This window comes from Mesorhizobium sp. M0174 (assembly GCF_040322275.1).
Classification (GTDB): domain Bacteria; phylum Pseudomonadota; class Alphaproteobacteria; order Rhizobiales; family Rhizobiaceae; genus Mesorhizobium.
This window is the reverse complement of record NZ_JAMYTB010000012.1, coordinates 69,524-93,401: the sequence shown is the minus strand read 5'-3', so window position 1 is coordinate 93,401 and position 23,878 is coordinate 69,524. Positions and strand designations below refer to the sequence as shown.

Below are 23,878 nucleotides of genomic sequence, written 5' to 3'. Positions count from 1 at the left end.
GTTCTGGTTTTTGAGGACTGATTCTCTCGAGGAAACTCGTTCGACCCGCGCTATTGATTCTATTTGCTTTTTTTCGGTTTTCAAGCCGTTTTAGATCACAATAGATGTCACAATAGCTAGCACATTTACCGCGCTCTCGCTGGCACGACGTAAAAGGCGAGCCGTCAAAGCCGCCGCTATATAGTGACAACCATTTGCAATGTCGACTCCGCTCGCGGTCCTGCTTCTTTCCGCCGCGCTTGCTGGGAGAGATGTGGTGTGACCGGCCTTGCAGTGCAAGCTGCCGAGCGCCTCATGCAAGGCATGCAATAGCGTCTTGTGGAACCCTGAAGTGCTTGTCTCAGGGTGGCTCTCTATCGCTGGCGGTAAAGGATCATGCCGGCATGATTGAGGACGCCTTCGACGAACTCACCATCCGCGGTGAAGCCCGTATCGTCCCAGTATTCTATGTGGTTGCCCTGCACTTCGTAGCGTCCCTGATAGGCGCTCTCGCGGTCACCGCGCGCTTCGTCATAACGGCCGTTCGGCAGGAGTTCGTGCCTGATATGGCGATCCTCGGTGACCCAAAGTCCGACGTAAGGATGATTGTGGTGCGTCATTGGTTCCTCTGCAATTGGAGTTGAAGGAAGGGTCAGGCCGGTTGGAGCTACAGCAAGGGCAATACCCGTAAGCACCGCGGTCAAAGTGGATGGCATCAATGCGCCGCCTTCGCCGGACGAACGACGATCTCGTTGACGTCGACATCGTCGGGCTGTTCGATTGCGTAGCGCACTGCCCTGGCGATGGCATCGGGTTGCAGGGCAATAGCACGCCAGGTTTTCATGGCGGCGGCAGCGGCTTCGTCGGAGATCGTGTTCGCCAGCTCGCTTTCCACCACGCCGGGATGAATGCAGGTTACCCGGATATCGTCACTCTCCTGGCGGAGCCCATCGGAAATCGCGCGGACAGCGTATTTCGTTGCGCAATAGACGGCAGCCATCGGCGAGACGGCCAGTGCGCCAATGGAACCGATATTGATGATATGCCCGGAGCCACGTGCCGTCATCTCAGGGAGCACCGCCGCGATGCCGTACAGAACACCCTTGACGTTGACGTCCACCATCAGCTCCCACTCGTCGACCTTCATGGCTGCCATGGCCGACAGCGGCATGACGCCGGCATTGTTGACGATGACATCGACCTGGCCCCATTCGGCCCGCGCGGCATCGGCGAATGCCGCGACGTCCGCCCTCTTGGTGACGTCGAGCGCTCGCACGCGAACCGTCCCACCAGCCGCCTCGATTTCTGCCGCAAGCGCTTCAAGGCGGTCGGTGCGCCGCGCGCCGAGCATCAGCTTTGCACCTGCCGCGCCAAGTTCGCGGGCGATGCCAGCACCGATGCCGCTGGAGGCACCGGTGATCAGAACAACTTTGTTCATGGTCATCGTAGACGATCCTTTTGGTTTTGTGATTATTTCACGATGTGAAGGGATGGCGTGCGGATGAGCTCCCGCGGCGCGCCGGCTTTATAGGGGATCACTGGGCGGTGTAGCCGCCATCGACCAGAAGCAACGCCCCGGTGATGAAGCTGGATGCCGGCGAGGCAAGAAAGGCGATGGCCTCGGCAACTTCTTGCGGCTGGCCGATCCGGCCGATTGGATGCGCGTTGCCGAAGCTGCGCAGCATCTCCCGGCCATTGTCCACCACACCTTCCATGATGTCGGTTTCGATCACGCCAGGGGCAACGGCGTTGCAGCGAATGCCCATTCGCCCATATTCGATCGCGATTACCTTGGTCAGCTGTGCGACAGCCGCCTTGGAGGAGGCATAGGCCGCCTGCGTCTCGAAGGCCGCGACGGCCGAGATCGATGAGACATTGACGATCGCGCCGCCACCACCGGCGGCCATCAGTTCCACAGCGGCACGGGCGGTGACGAAGCTGCCGCGCGCGTTGATCTGCAGAATGCGGTCGTAGTCGTCGACCGAGGTCTCCGTCAGACGTTTGTTGAGCGTGCGACCGGCATTGTTCACGACGATGTCAAGGCGTCCGAAGCGCTTCGCCGCGAGCTCGACCGAGCGTCGGGCCAGATCCTCGTCGGCGACGTCGCCGACCAGGGTTGCCACGTCCTCGGCTTCCAATTCGCGTACGGTGTCGCTGAGATCGCTTGCCACGATCCGGGCACCGCGCGCACGCAGCAGCTCCGCCGTGCAGCGACCGATGCCGCGTGCCGCGCCGGTCACGAGGGCGACTTTTCCATCCAGGTCCCAGGAGGAAGGGAGTGATGTCATCGGATATCTCCTTATCGGTCGGCTTCGGCTTGGATCGGGAGGATCAAGCCTTCTTGCCGTTGCGACAGAGATAGAGCCAGGGCATTGTCGCGATAAGCCGCCCATTGTTAACCTCTAAGATAAGTCTTGCTAACCAATGGACATCGATCTCAATGCAATTGCCGTCTTCGTCACGGTGGCCGAGGAACGCAATTTTCGCGCTGCGGCGGACCGGTTGGGCGTGACGCGCTCAGCGGTCAGCCAGAGCATCCTCAGGCTTGAACAGCGTCTGGGCATCGCATTGCTGCAGCGCACGACACGCAGCGTCAACCTGACCGAAGCGGGCGAGCGCCTGTTGGCGAGCGTCGCACCGGCGATCGCCGACGTGAACGCGGCAGTCGAAGCCACCACGGAGTTTCTGGACCGCCAGCGCGGCCGCCTGCGGATCGCGGTTTCGTCTATCGCAGAGACCTTTCTGTCAGGACCGTTGCTGGCGTCCTTTGCAGAAACGTTTCCCGAGGTGCATCTGGACATCGTGGTGACAGACGAGGAATTCGACATCGTTGCCGAAGGCTATGATGCCGGAGTCAGGCTCGGCGAAGTGATTGAGCAGGACATGATCGCCGTGCCGGTATCGGGCGATCAGCGGCAGATGGCCGTCTGCGCCCCGCGCTATCTCGAAAAGTTCGGAGCACCCGCCCATCCGCGCGAGCTTGTGGCTCATCGCTGTATCGGCTGGCGGCCGGCGCCGGGAGTTTCGCCCTATCGGTGGGAGTTTGGCGAGGACGGGCGCGAATTCGACGTGGCGGTTGCGCCCGAGATCACGACCAACGACATGTGGCTGATGATCCGGCTGGCCGTTGCAGGCGCCGGGATCACGTTCGGCATGGCGGATACATTCCGCCCCTGGATCGACCGCGGCGAGCTTGTACCAATCCTCGACGGCTATTTCCCGCCGTTTGCTGGTTTCTATCTCTATTTCCCCAGCCGACGGAATGTCGCGCCGAAGCTGAGAGCCCTCGTGGACCACCTGCGCGGCGCGCGTCAGGCGCGGGCCCGTCGGTGAGGCGACCGGTCATAAGACCGCTTTGGCAGTATTTTGCCGGTCAGAAGTGTAGCTGAAAGGTGATGGTACCGTTGGCTGGGATCGAACCAGCGACCTCCGGATCCACAATCCGGCGCTCTAACCATCTGAGCTACAACGGCACGTTTGCCAGAGCGGGATCGAGATGAAACGTTCGGGACCCGCTCTGTCGTTCGGCGATGCGTCCATACGGGCTATCGGAGTTTAATTCAAGGCTTTTGGCAAGGCAAAAGCTCGCTCCGGCATCGCGTCATTTTCCGCCGGACAAAGAAAAGGCCGGCGGGAGGAGGTGCCGGCCTTTTCCTGTTACGAGCCAGCGGGAGGAGGTGCTGGCTGGTTACCCCGGTGAGCAGAGGGAGGAGGTTCCACTCGCCGGGTATTCACTTAAACCACTATATCGCACATCTATTTGTCTGACGAAATGCGACCTTTTGATGCATCGTTAGACTATGTGCAAATATTAGGCGATCTTGATTTCTTTCACGGCCTTCTCGAAGGCGGTCTTGATCGGCTTGGATACGTCCTCGGCCGCCTTGGCAGCAACCGCCTGGAAGTCCTTGGCCTGCTCGACGGTCATTTCGACGCGCTTGCGCAGGAAAGCGGTCTGCAACTCGACGACTTCCGACAGCGACTTGGCGCCGATCAGCGCTTCGAAATGCGAGAAGCCGGCTTCGGCATTGGCGCGCAGGGCGGCGATGGTCTTGAGCGACAGGTCGCTGGAAACGGACTTGGCGGTCTCGTAGGTCGACTCCAGAGCCTTCTGGGTCTCCTCGGCCCCGGTCTTCAGCTTGGCATAGGCCTCTTTCGACTGCTCGACGCCCTTTTCGGCGAAAGCGCGGATCTGGTCAGTGGCCTTGGAAGCGTCGAAGCTCGGGAATTCAACGTTTTCGATCGTTTCAGCGGTCTTGGTCCTGGACATTTTCCATCCTTTTCAGCGGCAGCGGCTTTGACGAAAAGCCGTCTCGTTCATGTATCATGGCAATATAAAGGCAATTTTTGTGCATTGCAACATGTTTGTTGCATCGCACCATATATTATTTGTTCGTGGCGTTAACCACGCGCCTAGAGATTCCATTGGTTGCACGCTATGACTTGTGGACCTTCGCGCCGTCGACTTTTATTAACAAAGCGTTAACCGCAAATTGCCCGCTCTGTGAGGGTCGCCAAACGCATGCCGGCTGAAAACTACTCCTTCCTCGATGTCGCCGTGCTCGACGCGGTCCGCCTGCGCTTCGCCGCAGGCGACGCGATCGCTATTCTGTCGGCAGATCTCGAGCAGGTGATCTGGGCCAACGGCCCCGGCGCAGCGGTATTCGGCTATCCCGACATCGGCGCGATCATCGGCGCCTCGGCAGGTTTGCCGCTGATCGCCAGGCGCCAGATCATGGCAACCAGCGGTTTTCCGCAGATCGGCCGCGACCGTGCCATCACGGTTCGGCTGGCGACCGGCCTGACCAGCCGCGCGGTCGGCTTCCTGGCCAGCGCAGTGACCATGCCCGATGGAGAGGAAGCAATCATGCTGGCGCTGCCGGCGGCGCAGACCGGCTCGCGCAGTGCGGCCGAGATCGCCGATCGCGCCATCGGTGGTTTTACGGAAGACGGCCACTACATCGCCTTTGTCGACGCCAAGGGCAATATCGACGCCGCATCGGACGGCTTTTCGGCACTCGGCATCCGGCCTGAGACGCTGGCCGCGCTTGTCGCCGACGTGGCGAACGAGAGCGACCGCATCGTCAAGCGCCTGGTCCCGGGTGGATCCAGCTCCTATCCGGCGGGCCTTGCCCGGCTGACGGACGAGCGGCATCTGCTGGTGGTGATCGACGAGGACCGGCTCGACGGCGGGGCCCCTGATGGCGAGCGCGCCGGGGGGGAAACCGGCAGCGAAGCAGCAGCGGCACCGAGCGGTGGCGATCTTCCCCAGCCGACGGGCCAAGACAACGAGCCGCCAATCGCCAGGATGGGCGCGGCGGAGATCAACCTTGCAGCGATGGAAGGCACCTCAGCATCGGCGGAGCACGAAGCTGTCGACGCGGCTGACAATCAACACACGGTTGGCGAAACGCCGACGCAGCATGATCATTGGTACTTCAATGCCGGCGACGACGCGCAGGTCCCGCCCGGGGCAGCTGCGTCCGGCAAAGCCGAGAACAGCCCGGACGCTTCGCAGGCCGGCGCGGATACTTCGCCGGAAAGCGCCGCAAAAGCCACCAAAGCCGCCTCCCCGGCCGAACGCCGCGCTTCGGCGATCGATCGCACCGCCGCGCCCATGCGTTTCGTCTGGCGTACCGACGCGGAGGGCCGGTTCAGCGCCCTGTCGCCGGAATTTGCCGAGCTTGTCGGCAGGCCTGCCGCCGACGTGATCGGCCGCCGCTTCGAGGATGTTTCGGCCGCCTATGGCCTTGATGCTTCTGGCGAGATTGCCGGCCTGCTCGAACGGCGCGACACCTGGTCCGGGCGCTCCGTGCTGTGGCCGGTCGCCGGCACCGATCTGAAGATACCCGTCGATCTGGCGGCGCTCCCGGTTTACAGCCGCAGCCGGGTTTTCGAAGGTTTTCGCGGTTTCGGTGTCGCCAGGAGCGGCGATGCGGTGGTCGATCCGGATGCCGTCGGCATGGCCCTTGTCGCCGAGGAAAAGCCCGCCGCGAGCGTCGGGCCGGAAGCCGTCGAACCTGCCCCGGCGACACCGAAACCCGCCGATCCGTTCAGGGGCGAAGTGCCGGCGTTGACCATCGTGCCAAAGCCCGAGCGGCGCTTTGCCGACAAGGTGATCCGGCTGGCCGAGCACCGGCAGCCGGCCAACGACAAGGGCCTGTCGACGCTGGAACGCAGCGCGTTTCGCGAGATTGGCGAGCGTCTCAAGAAGGACAGCACCCCGGCCGAAGAACAGCCCAGCGCCGGAAAGCAGAAGCCGGCTGAGAAAGTCGAGGCTGCCGGCAATGCCGACGAGCCAAAGCTGAAAGAAGCCGGCCCGACGGACAAGGGTGAGATGCCGGAACCAGGTCCGGAAAGCGGGGCGGCTGCCGCCGAACCGCCCGAGGCCGATGCCGAGGACCAGAAGGACCTCGCCCGGCTCGACGGCGAGCAGCCATATGAGGCTGTAGCAGAGGCGCAAGCCGGCGAACCCGTCACTCGCCCTGTTTCCGGATCGCTGCTCGACTATGCCAACCGCGAACCCAGCGATGAAGCGCAGGAAGGCGACGAGCCCAGCACGGACGGTCGAACGATCGTCGCCGAAGCGCCGCGGGATGGCGACGACGATAGCATGACGGCCGAAGATTTCCGTGACGCCGAGGACAGCGAGGATTGGTCCGAGGACAGCGCAGCCGACGCTGCCGGCCAGGTGCCGCCCGTCGAGCGGCCGCAGGCACCACCGCTCAAACTCGGCGGCTTCGTGCCGTCGGCGTTTGCCGGAGCGGACAACAAGGGGCCGGATACCTCGATCCTCGGCAAGCTGCCGGTGCCGGTGCTTATCCATTCCGGCGATCAACTGCACTACGCGAACGACGAATTCCTCGGCTTGACAGGCTATGCGACGCTCAACGCCCTGGACGAGGCCGGCGGGCTCGGCGCGCTGTTTGCCGACCCTTATGCCGACGACGGCAGTTCGGAGGGCGGCGACCGCGCATTGCGGCTGAAGACGCGCGACGGTCAGGAGTTTCCGATCGACGCAATTTTGCGTTCCGTCCCGTGGGGGAACGGCAAGGCGCTGATGCTGGTCGTACGCCGTTCCGGCGACGACGAAGCAGCAGCCATTCCGCATGGCGCTGCCGACGACCAAACGCAGCCGGATGTTTCCGAGCTCAAGGCGCGCATTGCCGAAATGCGCACCATCATCGACACCGCCACCGACGGCGTCGTGCTGATCGGCCGTAACGGAACGATCCGTTCAATTAGCCGTCCGGCGGAAGCGCTATTCGGCTTCGACAGCGACGAGGTGACCGGCAAGCCGTTCGTCTCGCTGTTTGCGATCGAAAGCCAGCGCGCGGCGCGTGACTATCTCGAGGGGTTGTCGGAGCCCGGCGTTGCAAGCGTGATGAACGATGGCCGCGAGGTGATCGGGCGCGAGGCGCAGGGGCGTTTCATTCCGCTGTTCATGACCATCGGCAGGCTGCCCAACGACAGCGGCTTCTGCGCGGTGGTGCGCGATATCACCCAGTGGAAGCGGGCCGAAGAGGACTTGACCCAGGCGCGCGCGGTCGCCGAGCGCGCCTCGTCGCAGAAGACCGATTTTCTGGCCCGCATCAGCCACGAGATCCGCACGCCGCTCAACGCTATCATCGGCTTTTCCGAGCTGATGGTGGACGAGAAATTCGGGCCGGTGGCCAATGACCGCTATCGCGACTATCTGCGCGACATCAACCGTTCGGGCAACCACGTGCTCGATCTGGTCAACGACCTGCTCGACATTTCGAAAATCGAGGCAGGCCAGCAGGAGATGGCCTACGAGGCGGTGTCGCTTAACGACACGCTGGCCGAAACCGTGGCGATGATGCAGCCGCAAGCCAACCGGGAACGCGTCATCATCCGCTCCAGCTTCGCCTCCCGGCTGCCGGAAGTGGTGGCCGATCTGCGCAGCGTTCGGCAGATCGCGCTCAACATCCTGTCGAACGCCGTCCGCTACACGCAGGCCGGCGGCCAGGTGATCGTGTCGACGGCCTACGAGCTCTCCGGCGATGTCGTCATGCGCGTGCGCGATACCGGCATCGGCATGAGCCCGTCCGAGATCGAGCAGGCGCTGAAGCCGTTCAAGCAGATCAATGCGCTGAAGCGCGGCCGCGGCGACGGCACCGGTCTTGGGTTGCCGCTGACCAAGGCGATGGTCGAAGCGAACCGGGCCCGGTTCACCATCAACTCGACGCCCGGCGAGGGAACCCTGGTCGAAGTCGCCTTTCCCTCGACCCGTGTGCTCGCCGGTTAGCTATGGTTGCGCAAAGAAAAAAGGCGTCCAACAGGACGCCTTGAATGATAGGATTGCTGTCACAACGGGGCTTGAGCGAATCAGATCCTCTCGGGGCTAAGAGGAACGGGATTTCTCCCTCAAGTTACGCACGACTATCGATGCCGGGCCTTAACAAATCCTTACCGGCACGCCGGAAAATTTACCAATGTGTACCACTCATGAAATCTAGGTAAATTCCGAAGAGATAATTTGTTAACGATACCTGAGACCTCAAAACGGCTCCCGCCTTGGATCCCGGGTCAGTCGGCAAGCTGCGGCAGGTTGCGGAACAGCTCGAGCGCTTCGGGATTGGCGAGCGCTTCCTTGTTCTTGATGGCGCGGCCATGCACCATGTCGCGTACCGCGAGCTCGGTGATCTTGCCCGATTTGGTGCGCGGAATATCGCTGACGGCGACGATCTTGGCCGGCACGTGGCGCGGGCTCGCCCCGATGCGGATTTTCGCGCGGATGCGTTTTTCCAGCTCGGCATCGAGCTCGACGCCTGCCGCCAGCCGCACGAACAGCACCACGCGAACGTCATTGTCGAAATCCTGGCCGATGCATAGTGCTTCGAGGATTTCCGGCATTTGCTCGACCTGATTGTAGATCTCCGCCGTGCCGATCCTGACACCGCCCGGATTGAGCGTGGCGTCGGAACGGCCATGGATGATCAGGCCGCCATGGGCGGTCCATTCGGCGAAATCGCCGTGGCACCAGACATTGTCGAACCGTTCGAAATAGGCGGCTCGGTATTTCCTGCCGTCAGGGTCGTTCCAGAAGCCGAGCGGCATCGCGGGAAACGCCTTGGTGCAGACGAGCTCGCCCTTCTCCTGGCGGAGCGGCCGGCCGTCATCGTCCCAGACATCGACGGCAAGACCGAGCCCAGGCCCCTGGATCTCGCCGGTCCATACCGGTTCGATCGGCACGCCGAGCACGAAGCAGGAGACGATATCGGTGCCGCCGGAAATCGAAGCCAGATGCACGTCCTTCTTGATGCCTTCGTAGACGAAGCGGAAATCTTCCGGCGATAGCGGCGAGCCGGTCGAGGAGATGGCGCGCACGCTGGAAAGATCATGCGTGCGGATCGGCTTGAGGCCGGCCTTGCGCACGGAATCTATGAATTTGGCCGAGGTGCCGAAATACGTCATCTTCTCGGCATCGGCGAAGTCGAACAGCGTATTGCCGTCCGGGTACAAGGGTGAGCCGTCGTAGAGCAGCAAGGTGGCGCCCGACGCCAGGCCCGACACCAGCCAGTTCCACATCATCCACCCGCAGGTGGTGAAGTAGAAGAAGCGGTCGCCGTCGAGCAGGCCGGCATGCAGCCGTTCTTCCTTGACGTGCTGGATCAGCGTTCCGCCGGCCGAATGGACAATGCATTTGGGGATGCCGGTCGTGCCGGACGAAAACAGGATGTACAGCGGATGCGAAAACGGCAGCCTCTCGTAGCTGACAGGCCTGGCGGCAAAGGGTGACAGCGCCTCTTCAAGCGCAGCCGCCTTGCCGATGGTCGCCGCGACGTCGAGCGAGGTGCCGAGATAGTCGACAATGAGGACCTTGCGGACGGTGGCGAGCTTGCCCGCCACGGCCGCGATCTTGTCGGCGACTTCGATCGCCTTGCCATTGTACCAGTAGCCGTCCGGCGCGATGAACACGACAGGCTCGATCTGGCCGAACCGGTCGAGAACCCCCTGCTCGCCGAAATCCGGGGAGCAGGACGACCAGACCGCGCCGATCGAGGCGGCCGCCAGCATCGCAGCAACGGTCTCCGGCATGTTGGGCATCATCGCGGCGATGCGGTCGCCCTTCTTCACCTTGAGCGACAGGAAAAGCTGCTGCAGGCGCGAGGTCAGCGCATGCAGCTCGTTCCAGGACAGCCGCCGCTCGACCTTGTCCTCGCCGCGAAAGACGATTGCGTCGCCAAGCCCGGTTTTCTTGAGGAGATTCTCGGCGAAGTTCAGCTTCGCATCAGGGAAGAAGGTCGCGCCGGGCATCTTGTCGCCATCGATCAGCACGCGTTCGCCCTTGTCGCCGACGATGCCACAAAAGTCCCAGACCAAGCTCCAGAAGGTCTCGCGGTCATCGATCGACCAGCGATGCAGGTCGGCATAGGAGGAGAAAGACTCGCCGGCCATGCTCGCCGCGGCGTTCATGAAGGCGGTCATCGGCGCCGCGTCGATCTGCTCTTGCGTCGGGATCCAGAGCGGTGCGTCGTCAGCCATCATTGTTCCTCCGCAGGCTGCATCGCTTATGCAATATCGCGATGCAGCAGAGCAAGATTTTGTTGGACCGCGCCGGTCAGGGTGTGCGCAAATGCCATCGCCGGGCCATAAAGACTTGAAATGCGTCAGCCGTCGGTTACACCCGTCGGGCGATTTTGTCGGAATGGAAGCATACAGGGCGATATGCCATCACCTTTGATCCGACGCGGAATATGGGCGATCGGCGCAGCCGTCATCGTCATCGCGCTGGTCGTCGCAGCCTTGCCGTTGATCGCCTCGACCCGCATCGTACGCGACCGCATCGCATGGGAAATGAGCGCCTGGAGCGGTTTCCGGGTCACCATCGACGGCGCGCCGCGCATCGAGGTCTGGCCGAATTTCCGGGCGATCCTGAGCGACGTGACGCTGTCGCAATGGACAGAGACGGATGCGCCGCCCGTGGTCGAAGCCGAACGGGTCGAGGTCGACCTCTCGGCGATGGCGGCGCTGCGTGGCGACGTGGTGTTTTCGACGGCGCGGCTGGTACGACCGACGATCCGGGTTCAGCGTACCGCGAGCGGGTTTTTCCTGCCTGCGATTCCCAGCGGCGGGCGCATTACGCGTTCGATCGATGCTGCCCGCGCGGTGATCAACACAAATCCCGCCAAGCCGGATCTCGGCAAGCTGCCAACAGATCCGTTCGGCACAGTCGAGTTCAGGGACGGCCGCGTGGTGGCTGCCATCGGCGACAAGGACCAGGAGATATTGAGCAGCCTGAGCGGCCAGGCGAACTGGGCCGCGATGAACAGCAATGCGACGCTGTCGGCGACCGGGATATGGCGCGGCGAAAGTGTTGCCATCGACGCCGCATCGCCGAACCCGCTTGTGTTGTTTGGTGGCGGCACAGCACCGGTCACGTTTTCCTTCAAGGCGGCGCCGGCCAGTTTTTCATTCGACGGCCGCGCCAGCATGTCGGAAAACGGCTATTTCGACGGCCAGGCAAAATTCGCCGCACCTTCGCTCCGACGCGTGCTCGAATGGTCGCAGGCCGGCATCGCGCCCGGTGCGGCAATCGGCTCGATCTCGGTTTCAAGCAAGATCACGGCGACGGCCGGGCGCGTCAAATTCGAAAACACCGCCCTGACCCTCGACAACAACCCCGGAATGGGCGCGCTGGACTTCACCTACGGCGAGGCATTGCCGGTGATCTCCGGCACACTTGCCTTCGATACGCTCGACCTCAGATCATTTCTTTCCGCCTTTGCCCCGGTGCCATCGGCCGGCGGCACCGATCCGGGCGAAATCGATACGAGCTTCGCCGACCGGATCAATCTCGATCTCAGGCTGTCGGCGGCGCATGCCACGGCCGGCGCCATCCAGCTTGCCGAGGTCGCCGCCACCGCCCAGGTCAAGAACGGCCTTGCCGTCTTCGACATCTCGGATGCATCCGCCTTTGGCGGCAACGTCCAGAGCAGCGTCCGTTTCGACCGCAAGCCCGCCGGCACCGAAGTCGAGATCCGGCTGCTTGCTTCCGATATCGACGGCGGCGCTTTCGGCACCGCGGCCGGGATGACACGGCTGGTGCCGATCGGCACTGGAACCGTTTCGGTCATCCTCAAGGGGCCTGGCAGAACCTGGGACTCGATTTTCGAAAACGCCAATGGCTCGCTGTCCGCGACGTTCGGCGCGGGTGCGCTGAGCCGGCTTAACCTGCCGGCGTTCCTCAAGCACACCGAACAGGGCGGATTCTTCGCGCTGGACGACGTCTCGGACGGAACGCTGCCGATCGACGGGGCAGAGCTCAAGGCGAGCATTTCGAACGGCGTGGCACGCATCGACAAGGCCGAGGTGAATTCCGCGCAATACAAGATCTGGCTTTCCGGCATTGCATCCTATGCCGGACGCGGGCTGGCACTGTCCGGCGGCATCGTCCGGCCGAGCCAGGCTGCCACGCAGACGAACGCCCAGGGACCCAATCAGTCGTCGTTCTTCGTCGGCGGCACGTGGAGCACGCCGTTCATCTCGCCGATAAGCCGCGGCGTTTCGGGAGAGTAAGCAGCAGCAGCAGCAGCTTCAACCGCGCTGCGCGGCCTGCTCGTCGCGCTGGCGCTGCACTTCGCGGCTCTTGTTGACAAGCGAAGCGATGATCACACCGACGGCGACAACGGCGATCAGGATGGTGCAGGCGGCGTTGATTTCCGGCGTCACGCCGAGGCGAACTTGGCTGTAGATCTTCATCGGCAGTGTCGTGGCGCCGGGACCCGAGGTGAAGCTGGCAATAACCAGGTCGTCGAGCGAGAGCGTGAAGGCCAGCATCCAGCCGGAGACGATCGCCGGCATGATGACCGGCAGCGTGATCTGGAAGAAGGTCCTTACCGGCGGTGCACCGAGGTCCATCGCGGCTTCTTCCAGTGACCGATCGAAGGTGATCAGGCGCGACTGCACCACCACCGCGACGAAGCACATGGTCAGCGTGGTGTGGGCAAGCGTCACCGTCAGAAAGCCGCGGTCGAGGCCGACGGCGACGAAGAGCAGCAGCAGCGACAGGCCGGTGATGACTTCGGGCATGACCAGCGGCGCAAACACCATGCCCGAAAACAGAAGCCGGCCGCGAAAGCGCGTGTAGCGTGTCAAGGTGAGCGCCGCCAGCGTGCCGAGCACGGTCGCCACGGTTGCCGAGATGACGCCGACCCGGGCCGTCACCCAGGTGGCGTCCATCAGACCCCGGTTGTGGAACAGCGAGACGTACCATTTCGTCGAGAAGCCGCCCCAGACGGTGACCAGCTTCGACTCGTTGAAAGAGAACACGACGAGCAGGACGATCGGCAGGTAGAGAAAGGCAAAGCCGAGCACGATCGAAATGACGTTGAAGCGGCTCCAGGTGGCGTTCATTGGTCCTGCTCCTGAGCACGCGCCTGGGCCCGCTGGAAAATCATGATCGGCACGATCAGCAGCAGCAGCAGGATGACAGCAACGGCGGACGACACCGGCCAGTCACGGTTGGCGAAGAACTCGTTCCACAGCGTCCTGCCGATCATCAGCGTCTGCGAGCCGCCGAGCAGGTCGGGAATGACGAACTCACCGACGGCGGGAATGAACACCAGGAGGCAGCCGGCGATGACGCCGGGCAGCGACAGCGGAAAGGTGATCTTCCAGAAGGCGCTGGTCGGCGGGCACCCGAGATCCTTCGCCGCCTCGATCAGCGTATGGTCCATCTTCTCCAACGACGAATAGAGCGGCAGCACCATGAACGGCAGATAGGAGTAGACGATACCGATGAAGATAGCCGTATAGGTGTTGAGGATGATCAGCGGCTGGCTGATGATGCCGCTGGCGAGCAGCAGCTGGTTGAGCAGGCCTTCGGGCTTGAGGATGCCGATCCAGGCATAGACACGGATCAGGAACGAGGTCCAGAACGGCAGGATCACCAGCATCAGCAAGGTCGGGCGGATCGTCGCCGGAGCGCGCGCCATGCCATAGGCAATGGGATAGCCGACAAGCAATGTCAGGACCGTCGAGATGGCGGCGACGACGACGCTCGTCACATAGGCGTTGAAGTAGAGCGCATCCTGCGTCAGCCACGTGTAGTTGTCGAAATTGAGCGCGCCAACCCCCGAGATGAACCCCGAAATGCCGCCGCGGAAATCGAGCACCGGAGTATAGGGCGGCATGGCGATCGCCGTCTGCGACAGCGAAATCTTGAAGACGATGATGAAGGGGACAAGAAAGAAGAACAGCAGCCAGAGATAGGGGACGATAATGACGAGACGGCCGACGAAAGCCGCGCTCAGCCTGGCCGGGGCGGATTTACCGGCAGCATTTGCCGGAGAGCTTGTTGCGGCAGTGACAGCGGACATGATCAATCCCTACCGTGTCAGCACGACGCCGGCGTCAGGGCGGAAGGAAATCCAGGCGCGGTCGTTCCAGCTCAGCGGATCCTCGGTGAGGCGTGCCGCGTTCATAGTGCTTGCCCGCACCACCTGACCATCGTCCAGCCTGACGTGATAGACGGTCATGTCACCGAGATAGGCGATATCGTAGACCTCGCCCTCGATGGCATTGACGGCACCGGCGGGTTTCGTCGAGGACACCTTGATCTTCTCCGGCCTGATGGCGAAGGTAACGGATGTCCCGGCGGCGGCACTGCCGGCGTTTTCGGTTCGGATGGTGATGCCGTTGCCGGCATCGATGCTTGCGCTGCCGGCCTCGCCAGCCGCGATCCTCCCGTAGAACATATTCACGTTGCCGACGAAGCCGGCGACGAAGCGCGAGCCCGGCGCTTCGTAGACCTCGGCCGGTGTCGCCACCTGCATCACCTCGCCCTTGTCGATGATGGCGATGCGGTCGGCCATCGTCATCGCCTCTTCCTGGTCATGGGTGACGACGACGAAGGTGAGGCCGAGATTCTGCTGCAGGTCCATCAGCTCAAACTGGGTTTCCTCGCGCAGCTTCTTGTCCAGCGCGCCAAGCGGCTCGTCGAGCAGCAAGACTTTCGGGCGCTTTGCCACCGAGCGCGCGAGCGCGACGCGCTGGCGCTGGCCGCCCGACAATTGGTGCGGCTTGCGCTTCGCGAACTGCTCGAGCTTGACCAGCTTCAGCATCTCGGCGACGCGCTTTTCGATATCGGCCTTGACCATGCCTTCCTGCTTGAGGCCGAACGCGATGTTGTTCTCGACCGTCATATGCGGAAACAAGGCGTAGGACTGGAACATCATGTTGACCGGCCGCCGATAGGGCGGAATGCCGCGCAGATCCTGGCCATCGAGCAGGATGCGGCCGGCGGTCGGCTCCTCGAAGCCGGCAAGCATCCTGAGCAGCGTCGATTTCCCGCAGCCTGAGGCTCCAAGCAAGGCAAAGAATTCGCGTTCGAAGATGGTCAGCGACAGGTTGTTGACCGCCGTGAACTCACCGAATTTCTTGGTGACGTTGTCGAACTGGATGTATGGCTTGGCGTTCGGATCGTTCCATGGCGCGAAATCCCTGCGGATGCTGCCAAGCGATTTCATGTCCCACTCCGTCCTGCTGCTTGCCCCATGAGAAAGCGGGCCCGGCAGCCGGCGGCCGGGGCCTGGTCAGATTGTTATTGGCCAGTGACGATCTTGGTCCAGGTGCGGGTGATGATGCGCTGGGTCTTGGGATCGTAAGGCGAGACGGTGTAGAGCTTCTGCAAGGTGGCGGCGTCTGGATAGATCGCCGGATCTTCCAGGATCGCCTTGTCGATGAACTGCTGCGAAGCCTTGTTGCCGTTGGCGTAGAGCACATAGTTCGACGATTTGGCGATCACTTCGGGCTTCATCATGTAGTTCAGGAACTCATGCGCTTCGGCGACATGCTGCGCGTCGGCCGGGATCGCCATCTGGTCGAACCACATCTGCGCACCTTCCTTCGGCACGGAGTAGCCGATCTCGACGCCCTGCTTGGCTTCGTCGGCGCGGTTGCGGGCCTGGAAGACGTCACCCGACCAGCCAACCGCCAGGCAGATGTCGCCATTGGCAAGAGCGTTGATGTATTCGGACGAGTGGAACTTGCGGATATAGGGCCGGACCTTCAGCAATGTTTCTTCGGCCTTGGCGATCTCATCGGGCGATGTGCTGTTCGGGTCGAGGCCCAGATATTTCAATGCCGCCGGTATGATGTCGGCCGGCGAATCCAGCACATAGACGCCGCAGTCCTTCAATTTGGCCAGGCTTTCGGGATTGAAGAACACGTCCCAGCTGTCGATCTTGTCGGTGCCGAGCGCTGCCTGCACCTTCTTGATGTTGTAGCCGATGCCGACAGTACCCCACATGTAGTTGATCGAATATTCGTTGCCGGGATCATATTTGGCGGTCCGTTCCATGACCGTGTCCCACATATTGGAAATGTTCGGCAGTTTCGACTTGTCGAGCTTCTGGAACACACCCGCCTGGATCTGGCGTGCAAGGAAATTGCCGCTCGGCACGACGACATCGTAGCCGCTGCCGCCGGCGAGCAGCTTCGTTTCCAGGATCTCGTTGGAATCGAAAGTGTCGTAGACGACCTTGATGCCGGTTTCCTTGGTGAAGTCGTCGATGATCGAACTGTCGATATAGTCCGACCAGTTGAACACGTTGACGACGCGATCCTCGGCATGCGCGCCTAGGGTGAAAACTGCCAGAAACGCCGAAGTCGCCGAAAGCCAGAGCGCTTTGCGGGTCATGCTATTCTCCTTTGATGAGTGTTCCGTCGCCAGCTCGTCGCGGCGTTCGCGCGGCTGGGCATTTGCTTCAGGGTATTGGGCTTGCAGGCAGGCGACAAGCGCGAATTGCCGGCGCCATTATGGTTCGGCGACGAGGCGACAGCGAAGACTTGGCGTGGCGTTGCTGGTGTTCCGGCGCCGTCGGAAGCTTTCGCTACGGCGCGGGCAGGGAGACGACGATGTTGTCCGGCCTCGATGCGGCCGGCATGGAGACTTGGCAAGATACGCCTGTCTTGTTGTTGCCTGATCGCAGCCTGCCCGCGCGGCCGCGACATTGTCAATGGTTCATCTCGCTTTGACGCGTGCGCTGCATCAATTAGGCGACGGCACACCGGTGACGCCCGCTCGCGCGGGCCGCGTCTGACGCTTGAATTCGAGCCCGATATGGACGAGCAGCGCGGTGACGACGACCGCACCGCCGAGGATGGTGCGCGCCGACGGCATCTCGGAATGGATGAGCCAGACCCAGATCGGGCCAAGGATCGGTTCGAACGTGCCGAGCAGCGCCGCGACGGCGGCCGGAACAAGCCGGGCGCCGGTGGCGAAGAAGGCGAGGCCGAGTCCCAGATTGATCACGCCAAAGGCAAAGAGAAAGCCCATGTCGTGGCTCGAGACGCCGAGGGCCGACGCTTGCGATGCCGCAAAGGCGGCCGCCAGCATCGTGCCGAGGCAAGTCGCCGGGGTCATGCGCACATGGGCAAAGCGGCGCGTGATGACGGTGGCGACCGAGAACATGACGGCGATGAGCAGCGCCAGCCCGTCACCGATCGGCGATACCGCGCCATCGAGCGATTCCGACACCATGATGGCGACACCGGCAATGACGGCGGCAATCGCCAACCAGGTCGCCACCGCCACCCGTTCACGAAACAGCGCCCAGGCAAACAGCGCCGCCAGAAGCGGCACGCCGGCCTGCATCAACAGGATGTTGGCGACGGTGGTATAGGCAAGCGCGACGACGAAAGAGGTCGACGCCGTGGCGAAGCAGAACGCCACCGCAAGGCCGGCCAGGCCCATGCCACGAAACAGCTTCAGCGTGCCACGCCAGCCGTCGCGCCAGACCATGAAGCAGAGCAGGAAGGCAGCGGCCCAGACTGAGCGCCAGAACACCACCGTCCAGCTGTCAGTGTTGTCGATGAAGCGCGCAATTGTGCCGCCAAAACTCCACATCAGCGCCGACAGGAATACCAGCAGGAAACCGACGCGTTCCCCTTGCGGCGACACGATCGGCGAGGCGGCAACCGGAGATGATGCGGTATCGGTCATGGGTGCGACTGTCGGCGAATTCGGAGCAGCACGACGGGCAATGGACGACAGAGACGTGCCTCATTCGCGTAACGCAAAGCAGAAGGCCGGGCGTGATCCAGTTCAATGTTCCGTTTGGCGCACTGATGAGGGCGCCTCGCCCTCGCCCGGCGATGATCCGAGGCGACCTGTCGACGATCGCTTTAGGACGTGCCCCTGTTGCCGCGGATAAAGCGCCAGAGACCGGCCAGCGGAACCAGCAGGAGCAGGCCAAACTTTTTCAGCGCGATCAGCGCCACGACCAGAAAACCTGCTTTCGCCGCCAGCTTTCCGGCAATCAGGCCACCGACGCCAATCGCCGCAACCGTATCGACGCCCGGCACGAAATCGGCGTATGTCTTGCCGGTGTTGAAGTCCGCGAGGCCAAGCACTTCATCCAGGCTTTGCCTTATCTCCGGCAATTGTTCCACCGTCGCGATATAGCTCATCACGAAGACGCCCTCCCTGCCAAGGAAACGGACGTCGTAGTTGAGCGTATGGGCGGCATCGTTCCCAAATTGCAGCTCCTTGGCCCAGTGCAGGCGTTTGTGGGCCGCGTCATAAACCGGCGGCGACGCCCAGCCGATCAGCGTAATGGGCGCGTAGCCGTCCTTTACCCTCTGATCGTTGCCGGACAGAGTGTCTGACTGCATGTTGCGCAGCAGTTCATTGTAATCGATGGACGCGGCGTCACTGTCGTCGACGTAACCAATCTTTTCCCAGCGCAGCTCTATCCCCCAATTGTTATCGGCAATGGGATCATGGGAGACTGGAAAGATCATGCCGAGGGCATCGGAACCAGAGTCGGGCGGATTGCCCCAGGCTTCGGTGAGGACGGAGAGCGTGTCCTTCTTGTCCAGAAAATAGAACTTGTCCTTGAGATCGAGATGGATGCCTTCGGCAAGATTTATCGCGCCGGTCTTCGGATCGATCTTGTCCAGGAACGCCTTGCCGGCATCATTATACTGTTGATAGGACTTGAAGAAATCCGAGGACTTTTCAGCCAATGCGGGATCGGCCACCGAAAACGCGAGCGCCAAGCCAAGCCAAAAAACAGTCCTGCCCATCATTGATCCCCCGACCGTTGCGCAGTTCTTTTTTTTGATACCGTACTGTCAATGCTGAATCAATATTCGGCTGAATCAATATTTTGGCCGAACCAATATTTTGGCCGGCAGCTGCCAACCAGCTTACTGGTTGCCGCTGCAGGAACAGATGAGGTTCTTCGGTCGAAGATTCAGCCGCAATATTGCTGGAGCCGAATCACTGAAAATCGAATGCCGACAGCCCCGTCACCATCTCATCGAGGCCGAGCGGGCGTGTAACGGGTGGCTCGGCGCGGGCGAGGCAGCCGATGCGCTCGCACAGCCGGCAGGCAGGGCCGACCGGCGTCGCCGTCGCCGTGGCGCTCTGTCCGGTCTTGCCGATGGCGGCTGGCCTCGGCAACGCCGCTCCATAGACGACCTCGTCGCTAAAACCGATGTCGCAGCCGAGCAGCAGCGCGGTGCGGCGCGGCCGCTCGGCAAACGAGCCCTGCGGCCCCTCGAGCGTGCGGGCAATGCAGAGAAACGCTGCGCCGTCGGGCATTTCCACCGCCTCGACCAGGATCTGGCCGGGCTGGGCGAAGGCGGCATGGACCGGCAGCCTCGGACAGCCGCCGCCGAAGCGGCTTTGCGGAAAGCCGTGGCTGCCCGCCTTGCGGAACCGATTGCCGGCACTGTCGACCTCGAGCATGAAGAACGGCACACCTGACGCACCCGGCCGCTGCAGCGTGGCCAGCCGGTTCGCCGCCTGCTCGAAGGAAACGCCGAAGCGCGACCGCAACATGTCTATGTCGTAGCGGGTGCGGACAGCAGCGGCGTGAAAAGGCTGATAGGGCATCATCAGAGCGTGCGCGGCATAGCGGCCGAGCTCGAAACGCGCCAGCCGGCGGGCTTCGTCCGTGGTCAGCTTCAGCGCCTGGATCTCGGCGGCGACAGCGACGCTCATGCGGATCAGGCAGGCCTCCATAGCCAGCTCGCGCAGTTGATCGAATGGCGACAGGCGCTCGGACAGGAACAGGCGTTGCGAGTGACGGTCATAGCGACGGCGCCAGTTGGGCATGGTGGCGACCGGCAGTACCTTGACGACGATGCCGAATTCACGCCGCAGCCAAGCCTTCAACGCACTGAAAAGATCGTCGCCGGGATCGAGCACCGACGTGAATGCCTCGGCTTCCTCTTCGAGCGCGGCAAAATGATTCGGCCGGTGTTCGAAAATCTCATGCACCTCGTCGATCGGCAGCCGGGCACCGGAGAGTGCGGTGGCCTTGCCCTCGCGCGCGAGCAGCTCGTTGAGATCCGATAATCGCTTAGCCTGCTCGCGATAGGCGCGAAACAGTTTTATCACAGCGGCGGAAGCGTTGGGCGCCGCCTCGGCAAGCTCGACGAGTTCCTGGTCGCCCGGCAGTTCGCCGGCCAGCAACGGATCTGAAAACACTTCCTTCAAATCGGCGACCGATCCCCGCGCCTCGCCTTGCAGTTCGTGCGGGTCGACCTTGTAGACGGATGCCAGCCTCAGGATCAGTTGCACCGTCAGCGGCCGCTGGTTGCGCTCGATGAGATTGAGATAGGACGGCGAGATGCCGAGCCCTTCGGCCATCGCCGTCTGGGTTAGCCCCTTGGCGTTGCGGATGCGACGAATGCGCGGCCCGGCGAAGATTTTATGGTCGGCCAATCGACTGCCCTTGACAGAAATTTACATCCGCCGATGGCACGGCGGCTTTTACAATCATGACAGATTTACAGCTCCCATTAGTCAAACACAACACAGGTTTTCCCTTATTTTCTGGCTAATCTGGAGGTTTACCTCGCTTGCGTCGTGCCGGCGTGTAAATGATGTCACACATGGCGCACACATTTTTCCCTCTGCGACGCCATCCGAAAACCGGCATCAAACCCGCCTGGAGTGACCAATGACCGACTTTTACAACCTTGTCCCGTCGGCGCCGCAAGGCCGCTTTGATGGCATCGAGCGGCCCTATTCGCCGGAGGAGGTGAAGCGGCTGCGCGGCTCGGTGCAGATCCGGCAGAGCCTCGCCGAAATGGGGGCAAACCGGCTGTGGCAGCTCATCCATGAAGAGGATTTCGTCAACGCGCTGGGTGCCATGTCGGGCAACCAGGCGATGCAGCAGGTGCGGGCCGGGCTGAAGGCGATCTATCTGTCGGGATGGCAGGTCGCCGCAGATGCCAACACCGCTTCCGCCATGTACCCGGACCAGTCGCTCTATCCCGCCAATGCGGCGCCCGAACTGGTCAAGCGCATCAACCGCACCCTGCAGCGCGCCGACCAGATCGAGACTTGCGAAGGTAAGGGGCTGTCGGTCGACACCTGGTTCGCGCCGATCGTCGCCGATGCGGAAGCCGGCTTCGGCGGGCCGCTCAACGCCTTCGAGATCATGAAGGCATTCATCGAGGCGGGTGCGGCCGGCGTCCATTACGAGGACCAGCTGGCTTCGGAGAAGAAATGCGGCCATCTCGGCGGCAAGGTGCTGATCCCAACCGCCGCACACATCCGCAATCTCAACGCGGCGCGCCTTGCCGCCGACGTCATGGGCACGCCGACACTGGTCGTGGCGCGCACCGACGCGGAAGCGGCAAAGCTCCTGACCTCCGACATCGACGAACGCGACCGGCCCTTCGTCGATTATGGCGCCGGCCGTACGGCGGAGGGCTTCTACCATGTCAGCAACGGCATCGAGCCCTGCATCGCCCGTGCCGTCGCCTATGCGCCCTATGCGGACCTGATCTGGTGCGAGACCTCCAGGCCCGATCTGGGGCAGGCCAGGACGTTTGCCGAGGGCGTGCGCAAGCATCATCCAGGCAAGCTGCTTGCCTATAATTGCTCGCCGTCTTTCAACTGGAAGAAGAATCTCGATGACGCGACGATTGCGAAGTTCCAGAAGGAACTCGGCGCCATGGGTTACAAGTTCCAGTTCATTACGCTGGCCGGTTTCCACCAGCTCAATTTCGGCATGTTCGAGCTCGCCCGCGGCTACAAGGAGCGGCAGATGGCAGCCTATTCGGAACTGCAGGAGGCGGAATTCGCCGCGGAAGCCAATGGCTACACCGCCACCAAGCACCAGCGCGAGGTCGGCACCGGCTATTTCGACGCCGTCTCGATGGCGATCACCGGTGGCCAGTCTTCGACCACGGCCATGCATGGATCGACCGAGCACGCCCAATTCAGGCCGGCGGCGGAATAGCGGACAAACAGAGGGAACGCCCAAACTGGCATGGCAACACAACAGGCACGGCAAAACAGGGAGAAGACCAATGGCATCGGTAAGCCGCGTCAAGGAACGGGCCGAAGAGCAGGCCACCAGCATGAATGTCGACCAGCAGGCGACCATCCGAATGCTAGCGAACGATCTGCACAGGCTCAATCAGTCGGTAATGAAGGCGGTCGAGGCCGGCGTCTCGGTCGAACTGGTGCGCTCGGCACGGCACCATGGCGGCGACGGCAACTGGGGCGACCTGCTGATCCCGGTCATCGTCACGCAACGGAGCCACGACTGATGAATTCTACCGCACCGCGCCTTTTTTGAGCGCATGTTATCGCACCCCGCACGCCGCGGCTCTGCCTAGTCCGGCAGAGCCGCTAGTGCAACGATTTCAATGACAAGATCAGGCTGCGCAAGTGCTGCAACGCCGATAACTTCCGAGGGCGGCGGGTTGTTGTAGCTGCAGTGCTTCGGGCAGTGCTCGGCAAAGAATTCGTCCAGGACGTGCAGGCGAAAATTGGGAGAGCTCAGAACGCCGCCATCGGGAAATGGCCCCTTAACAAAGAAGGTCAGTCTGATGAGATGGTCGAGCGCAGTACCAAGCTCTTCCAGGTCTGATTTGATGTTGGTGAGAATTTCGCGCCACTGCGCGGCCGCACCGCCGACGGCGCCGCCGCCGCTTTTGCCGATCGGATCGTAGTCCTCGACGGTCGCGGTGTTTCCGGAAAGGTAGACAAACCCCTTTGCGCCGGTAACGACCGTACCCTTTCCCCACGGCATCAACCGGCCATTTTTGAATTTCTTGTGAGTCACGAGTTCCATTGTCATCTCCCGTCGATCAAAGAGACGTGCTTAGCCAACGAGGAAGGGTAGTCCGCCGAGACGATACGACAAGCTCGCGACAGACCTGCCTCGCCTTCATCCCAACCTTTCGTCAACCCGGCTACGGCTGCGAGTTGGTGCGTTCGCGCTGCAAAGCTAAAGTTCACTGGAGTCTGCCCCGTCGTGGTGGCAACTTCTCCTCCGGGCGGCGGCAAAGAAAGCACTTAATTTTAATTTTAATGTTTCTTGCGATATTCTCCTGATATGCCATTTGAGCTTGACATAAGCAGTGATCTCACGCCAATTACCGCTCGAGTTTCAACCCTGCATTGAAATGTTGAACAACGGCCTGCCCCGCCATGTGCCCAGCGAATCGCGATATCGAGACTGCAAAACAGCCGCCTTTCGTTAGCCGAGACATGGAGACGCGGATGCTGCCGGATTTCTCGCGGGTGCTGGTGGTCGGAAAATCACCGATCAACCGCGTCGTGGTTTCAAAAATCGTGGAGCGGTCCGGCCTCAAACCGATCTCGGAAACTCCCGAAACCGCGGCAAAGGCCTTGTACGCGCTGATACCCGGGACTGTCGTTCTCGACGGCGGAGCGGAGAACGGGGACTGCGACGCCTTGCTGTCGGGTATCGATGCACTGCGAAGGGCGTCAGGCAGATCGCTTCCGTCAGTGATCCTGCTTTCAGTCAAGACCGGCACTCCGGAGAGCCTGGGCCTGTCGAGCGTCGTCGATGTGGTGGTCGTCAAGCCGATCACCACCGAACGGCTGCAGCCGGTGATTGACCGGCTGGTCGGGGTCGGCCGCAACTGACCTCTA

General features: G+C 62.2%; 19 protein-coding genes and 1 tRNA gene. 6 read left to right on the top strand and 14 right to left on the bottom strand.

Translation table 11 applies throughout. The features are described 5' to 3' along the window. Positions 1-353: 353 nt before the first annotated feature. The 3 genes from NKJ13_RS22140 to NKJ13_RS22130 form a co-directional block, all read right to left on the bottom strand. Entirely contained in the window at positions 354-695 is a 342-nt protein-coding gene (locus tag NKJ13_RS22140; RefSeq protein WP_352702124.1) for an Atu4866 domain-containing protein, read from the bottom strand. Continuing rightward, entirely contained in the window at positions 695-1,423 is a 729-nt protein-coding gene (locus NKJ13_RS22135) for an SDR family oxidoreductase (protein ID WP_352702126.1), read from the bottom strand. The genes NKJ13_RS22140 and NKJ13_RS22135 overlap by 1 nt, the downstream gene beginning before the upstream one ends. A 91-nt stretch (positions 1,424-1,514) precedes the next feature. Further along, the gene (locus NKJ13_RS22130; RefSeq protein ID WP_352778337.1) at positions 1,515-2,267 is read right to left on the bottom strand and encodes an SDR family NAD(P)-dependent oxidoreductase; all 753 of its coding nucleotides are present in this window, start codon (positions 2,265-2,267) and stop codon (positions 1,515-1,517) included. Between the two features lie 136 nt (positions 2,268-2,403). On the opposite strand from NKJ13_RS22130, the gene NKJ13_RS22125 reads away from it, so the two are divergent. After that, on the top strand, positions 2,404-3,312 hold the full coding sequence (locus NKJ13_RS22125) for a LysR family transcriptional regulator (protein ID WP_352739972.1): 909 nt from the start codon (positions 2,404-2,406) through the stop codon (positions 3,310-3,312). A 63-nt stretch (positions 3,313-3,375) separates the two neighbouring features. Here the strand turns inward: NKJ13_RS22125 and NKJ13_RS22120 are convergent. Next, positions 3,376-3,452, bottom strand: a tRNA-His gene (locus tag NKJ13_RS22120). A 338-nt stretch (positions 3,453-3,790) separates the two neighbouring features. Further along, the gene (locus NKJ13_RS22115; protein WP_254819298.1) at positions 3,791-4,249 is read right to left on the bottom strand and encodes a phasin; all 459 of its coding nucleotides are present in this window, start codon (positions 4,247-4,249) and stop codon (positions 3,791-3,793) included. Between the two features lie 252 nt (positions 4,250-4,501). On the opposite strand from NKJ13_RS22115, the gene NKJ13_RS22110 reads away from it, so the two are divergent. After that, the gene (locus NKJ13_RS22110) at positions 4,502-8,248 is read left to right on the top strand and encodes a PAS domain S-box protein (protein ID WP_352739974.1); all 3,747 of its coding nucleotides are present in this window, start codon (positions 4,502-4,504) and stop codon (positions 8,246-8,248) included. A 281-nt stretch (positions 8,249-8,529) separates the two neighbouring features. On the opposite strand, the gene NKJ13_RS22105 is transcribed toward NKJ13_RS22110, so the two are convergent. Continuing rightward, positions 8,530-10,488: an acetoacetate--CoA ligase gene (locus NKJ13_RS22105; protein WP_352688463.1), complete on the bottom strand. Its 1,959-nt coding sequence runs from the start codon at positions 10,486-10,488 to the stop codon at positions 8,530-8,532. A 183-nt stretch (positions 10,489-10,671) separates the two neighbouring features. Between NKJ13_RS22105 and NKJ13_RS22100 the strand changes: the two genes are divergently transcribed. Then, positions 10,672-12,522 (top strand): AsmA family protein, encoded by a 1,851-nt coding sequence (locus NKJ13_RS22100; protein ID WP_352508669.1) that lies wholly within the window; start codon positions 10,672-10,674, stop codon positions 12,520-12,522. A gap of 18 nt (positions 12,523-12,540) precedes the next feature. Here NKJ13_RS22100 and NKJ13_RS22095 read toward each other — a convergent pair whose 3' ends face one another. From NKJ13_RS22095 to NKJ13_RS22065, 7 genes are all read right to left on the bottom strand, one after another. Continuing rightward, positions 12,541-13,359, bottom strand: coding sequence for an ABC transporter permease (locus NKJ13_RS22095; protein WP_254819294.1), 819 nt, complete (start codon positions 13,357-13,359; stop codon positions 12,541-12,543). After that, positions 13,356-14,330: an ABC transporter permease subunit gene (locus NKJ13_RS22090; protein ID WP_502899812.1), complete on the bottom strand. Its 975-nt coding sequence runs from the start codon at positions 14,328-14,330 to the stop codon at positions 13,356-13,358. Before NKJ13_RS22090 ends, NKJ13_RS22095 begins: the two co-directional genes overlap by 4 nt. Positions 14,331-14,333: 3 nt before the next feature. Further along, positions 14,334-15,473 (bottom strand): ABC transporter ATP-binding protein, encoded by a 1,140-nt coding sequence (locus NKJ13_RS22085; RefSeq protein WP_352739976.1) that lies wholly within the window; start codon positions 15,471-15,473, stop codon positions 14,334-14,336. Positions 15,474-15,547: 74 nt separating this feature from the next. Continuing rightward, positions 15,548-16,645 carry a polyamine ABC transporter substrate-binding protein gene (locus NKJ13_RS22080; RefSeq protein WP_254819291.1) on the bottom strand — a complete coding sequence of 366 codons (1,098 nt, stop codon included), beginning with the start codon at positions 16,643-16,645 and terminating at the stop codon, positions 15,548-15,550. A gap of 351 nt (positions 16,646-16,996) precedes the next feature. Continuing rightward, positions 16,997-17,950, bottom strand: coding sequence for a DMT family transporter (locus NKJ13_RS22075; RefSeq protein WP_352739978.1), 954 nt, complete (start codon positions 17,948-17,950; stop codon positions 16,997-16,999). 182 nt (positions 17,951-18,132) lie between these two features. Next, positions 18,133-19,035, bottom strand: a complete 903-nt coding sequence (locus tag NKJ13_RS22070) for a DUF2167 domain-containing protein (protein WP_352778335.1) — start codon at positions 19,033-19,035, stop codon at positions 18,133-18,135. A gap of 196 nt (positions 19,036-19,231) precedes the next feature. Next, positions 19,232-20,683, bottom strand: coding sequence for a helix-turn-helix domain-containing protein (locus NKJ13_RS22065; RefSeq protein WP_352739980.1), 1,452 nt, complete (start codon positions 20,681-20,683; stop codon positions 19,232-19,234). A gap of 238 nt (positions 20,684-20,921) precedes the next feature. On the opposite strand from NKJ13_RS22065, the gene aceA reads away from it, so the two are divergent. Then, entirely contained in the window at positions 20,922-22,211 is a 1,290-nt protein-coding gene (aceA, locus tag NKJ13_RS22060; protein WP_352739982.1) for an isocitrate lyase, read from the top strand. Between the two features lie 70 nt (positions 22,212-22,281). Continuing rightward, positions 22,282-22,524, top strand: coding sequence for an SMc00767 family acetate metabolism repressor (locus tag NKJ13_RS22055; protein WP_352778332.1), 243 nt, complete (start codon positions 22,282-22,284; stop codon positions 22,522-22,524). A gap of 65 nt (positions 22,525-22,589) precedes the next feature. Here the strand turns inward: NKJ13_RS22055 and NKJ13_RS22050 are convergent, their stop codons facing one another. Next, complete coding sequence (locus tag NKJ13_RS22050; RefSeq protein ID WP_352739984.1) at positions 22,590-23,051, bottom strand: RidA family protein; 462 nt, start codon at positions 23,049-23,051, stop codon at positions 22,590-22,592. Positions 23,052-23,482: 431 nt separating this feature from the next. Here NKJ13_RS22050 and NKJ13_RS22045 point away from each other — a divergent pair, with 431 nt between their 5' ends. Further along, on the top strand, positions 23,483-23,872 hold the full coding sequence (locus NKJ13_RS22045) for an ANTAR domain-containing protein (protein ID WP_352508661.1): 390 nt from the start codon (positions 23,483-23,485) through the stop codon (positions 23,870-23,872). Positions 23,873-23,878 lie beyond the last annotated feature (6 nt).

Excerpts from the sequence above, each read along its gene's own strand:
- NKJ13_RS22100 (WP_352508669.1), top strand. The coding sequence starts at position 10,672 with ATGCCATCACCTTTGATCCGACGCGGAATATGGGCGATCGGCGCAGCC.
- NKJ13_RS22130 (WP_352778337.1), bottom strand. The coding sequence starts at position 2,267 with ATGACATCACTCCCTTCCTCCTGGGACCTGGATGGAAAAGTCGCCCTC.
- NKJ13_RS22095 (WP_254819294.1), bottom strand. The coding sequence starts at position 13,359 with ATGAACGCCACCTGGAGCCGCTTCAACGTCATTTCGATCGTGCTCGGC.
- NKJ13_RS22070 (WP_352778335.1), bottom strand. The coding sequence starts at position 19,035 with ATGGGCAGGACTGTTTTTTGGCTTGGCTTGGCGCTCGCGTTTTCGGTG.
- NKJ13_RS22085 (WP_352739976.1), bottom strand. The coding sequence starts at position 15,473 with ATGAAATCGCTTGGCAGCATCCGCAGGGATTTCGCGCCATGGAACGAT.
- aceA (WP_352739982.1), top strand. The coding sequence starts at position 20,922 with ATGACCGACTTTTACAACCTTGTCCCGTCGGCGCCGCAAGGCCGCTTT.
- NKJ13_RS22080 (WP_254819291.1), bottom strand. The coding sequence starts at position 16,645 with ATGACCCGCAAAGCGCTCTGGCTTTCGGCGACTTCGGCGTTTCTGGCA.
- NKJ13_RS22135 (WP_352702126.1), bottom strand. The coding sequence starts at position 1,423 with ATGACCATGAACAAAGTTGTTCTGATCACCGGTGCCTCCAGCGGCATC.
- NKJ13_RS22045 (WP_352508661.1), top strand. The coding sequence starts at position 23,483 with ATGCTGCCGGATTTCTCGCGGGTGCTGGTGGTCGGAAAATCACCGATC.
- NKJ13_RS22050 (WP_352739984.1), bottom strand. The coding sequence starts at position 23,051 with ATGGAACTCGTGACTCACAAGAAATTCAAAAATGGCCGGTTGATGCCG.
- NKJ13_RS22140 (WP_352702124.1), bottom strand. The coding sequence starts at position 695 with ATGCCATCCACTTTGACCGCGGTGCTTACGGGTATTGCCCTTGCTGTA.
- NKJ13_RS22075 (WP_352739978.1), bottom strand. The coding sequence starts at position 17,950 with ATGACCGATACCGCATCATCTCCGGTTGCCGCCTCGCCGATCGTGTCG.
- NKJ13_RS22115 (WP_254819298.1), bottom strand. The coding sequence starts at position 4,249 with ATGTCCAGGACCAAGACCGCTGAAACGATCGAAAACGTTGAATTCCCG.
- NKJ13_RS22105 (WP_352688463.1), bottom strand. The coding sequence starts at position 10,488 with ATGGCTGACGACGCACCGCTCTGGATCCCGACGCAAGAGCAGATCGAC.
- NKJ13_RS22125 (WP_352739972.1), top strand. The coding sequence starts at position 2,404 with ATGGACATCGATCTCAATGCAATTGCCGTCTTCGTCACGGTGGCCGAG.
- NKJ13_RS22055 (WP_352778332.1), top strand. The coding sequence starts at position 22,282 with ATGGCATCGGTAAGCCGCGTCAAGGAACGGGCCGAAGAGCAGGCCACC.
- NKJ13_RS22110 (WP_352739974.1), top strand. The coding sequence starts at position 4,502 with ATGCCGGCTGAAAACTACTCCTTCCTCGATGTCGCCGTGCTCGACGCG.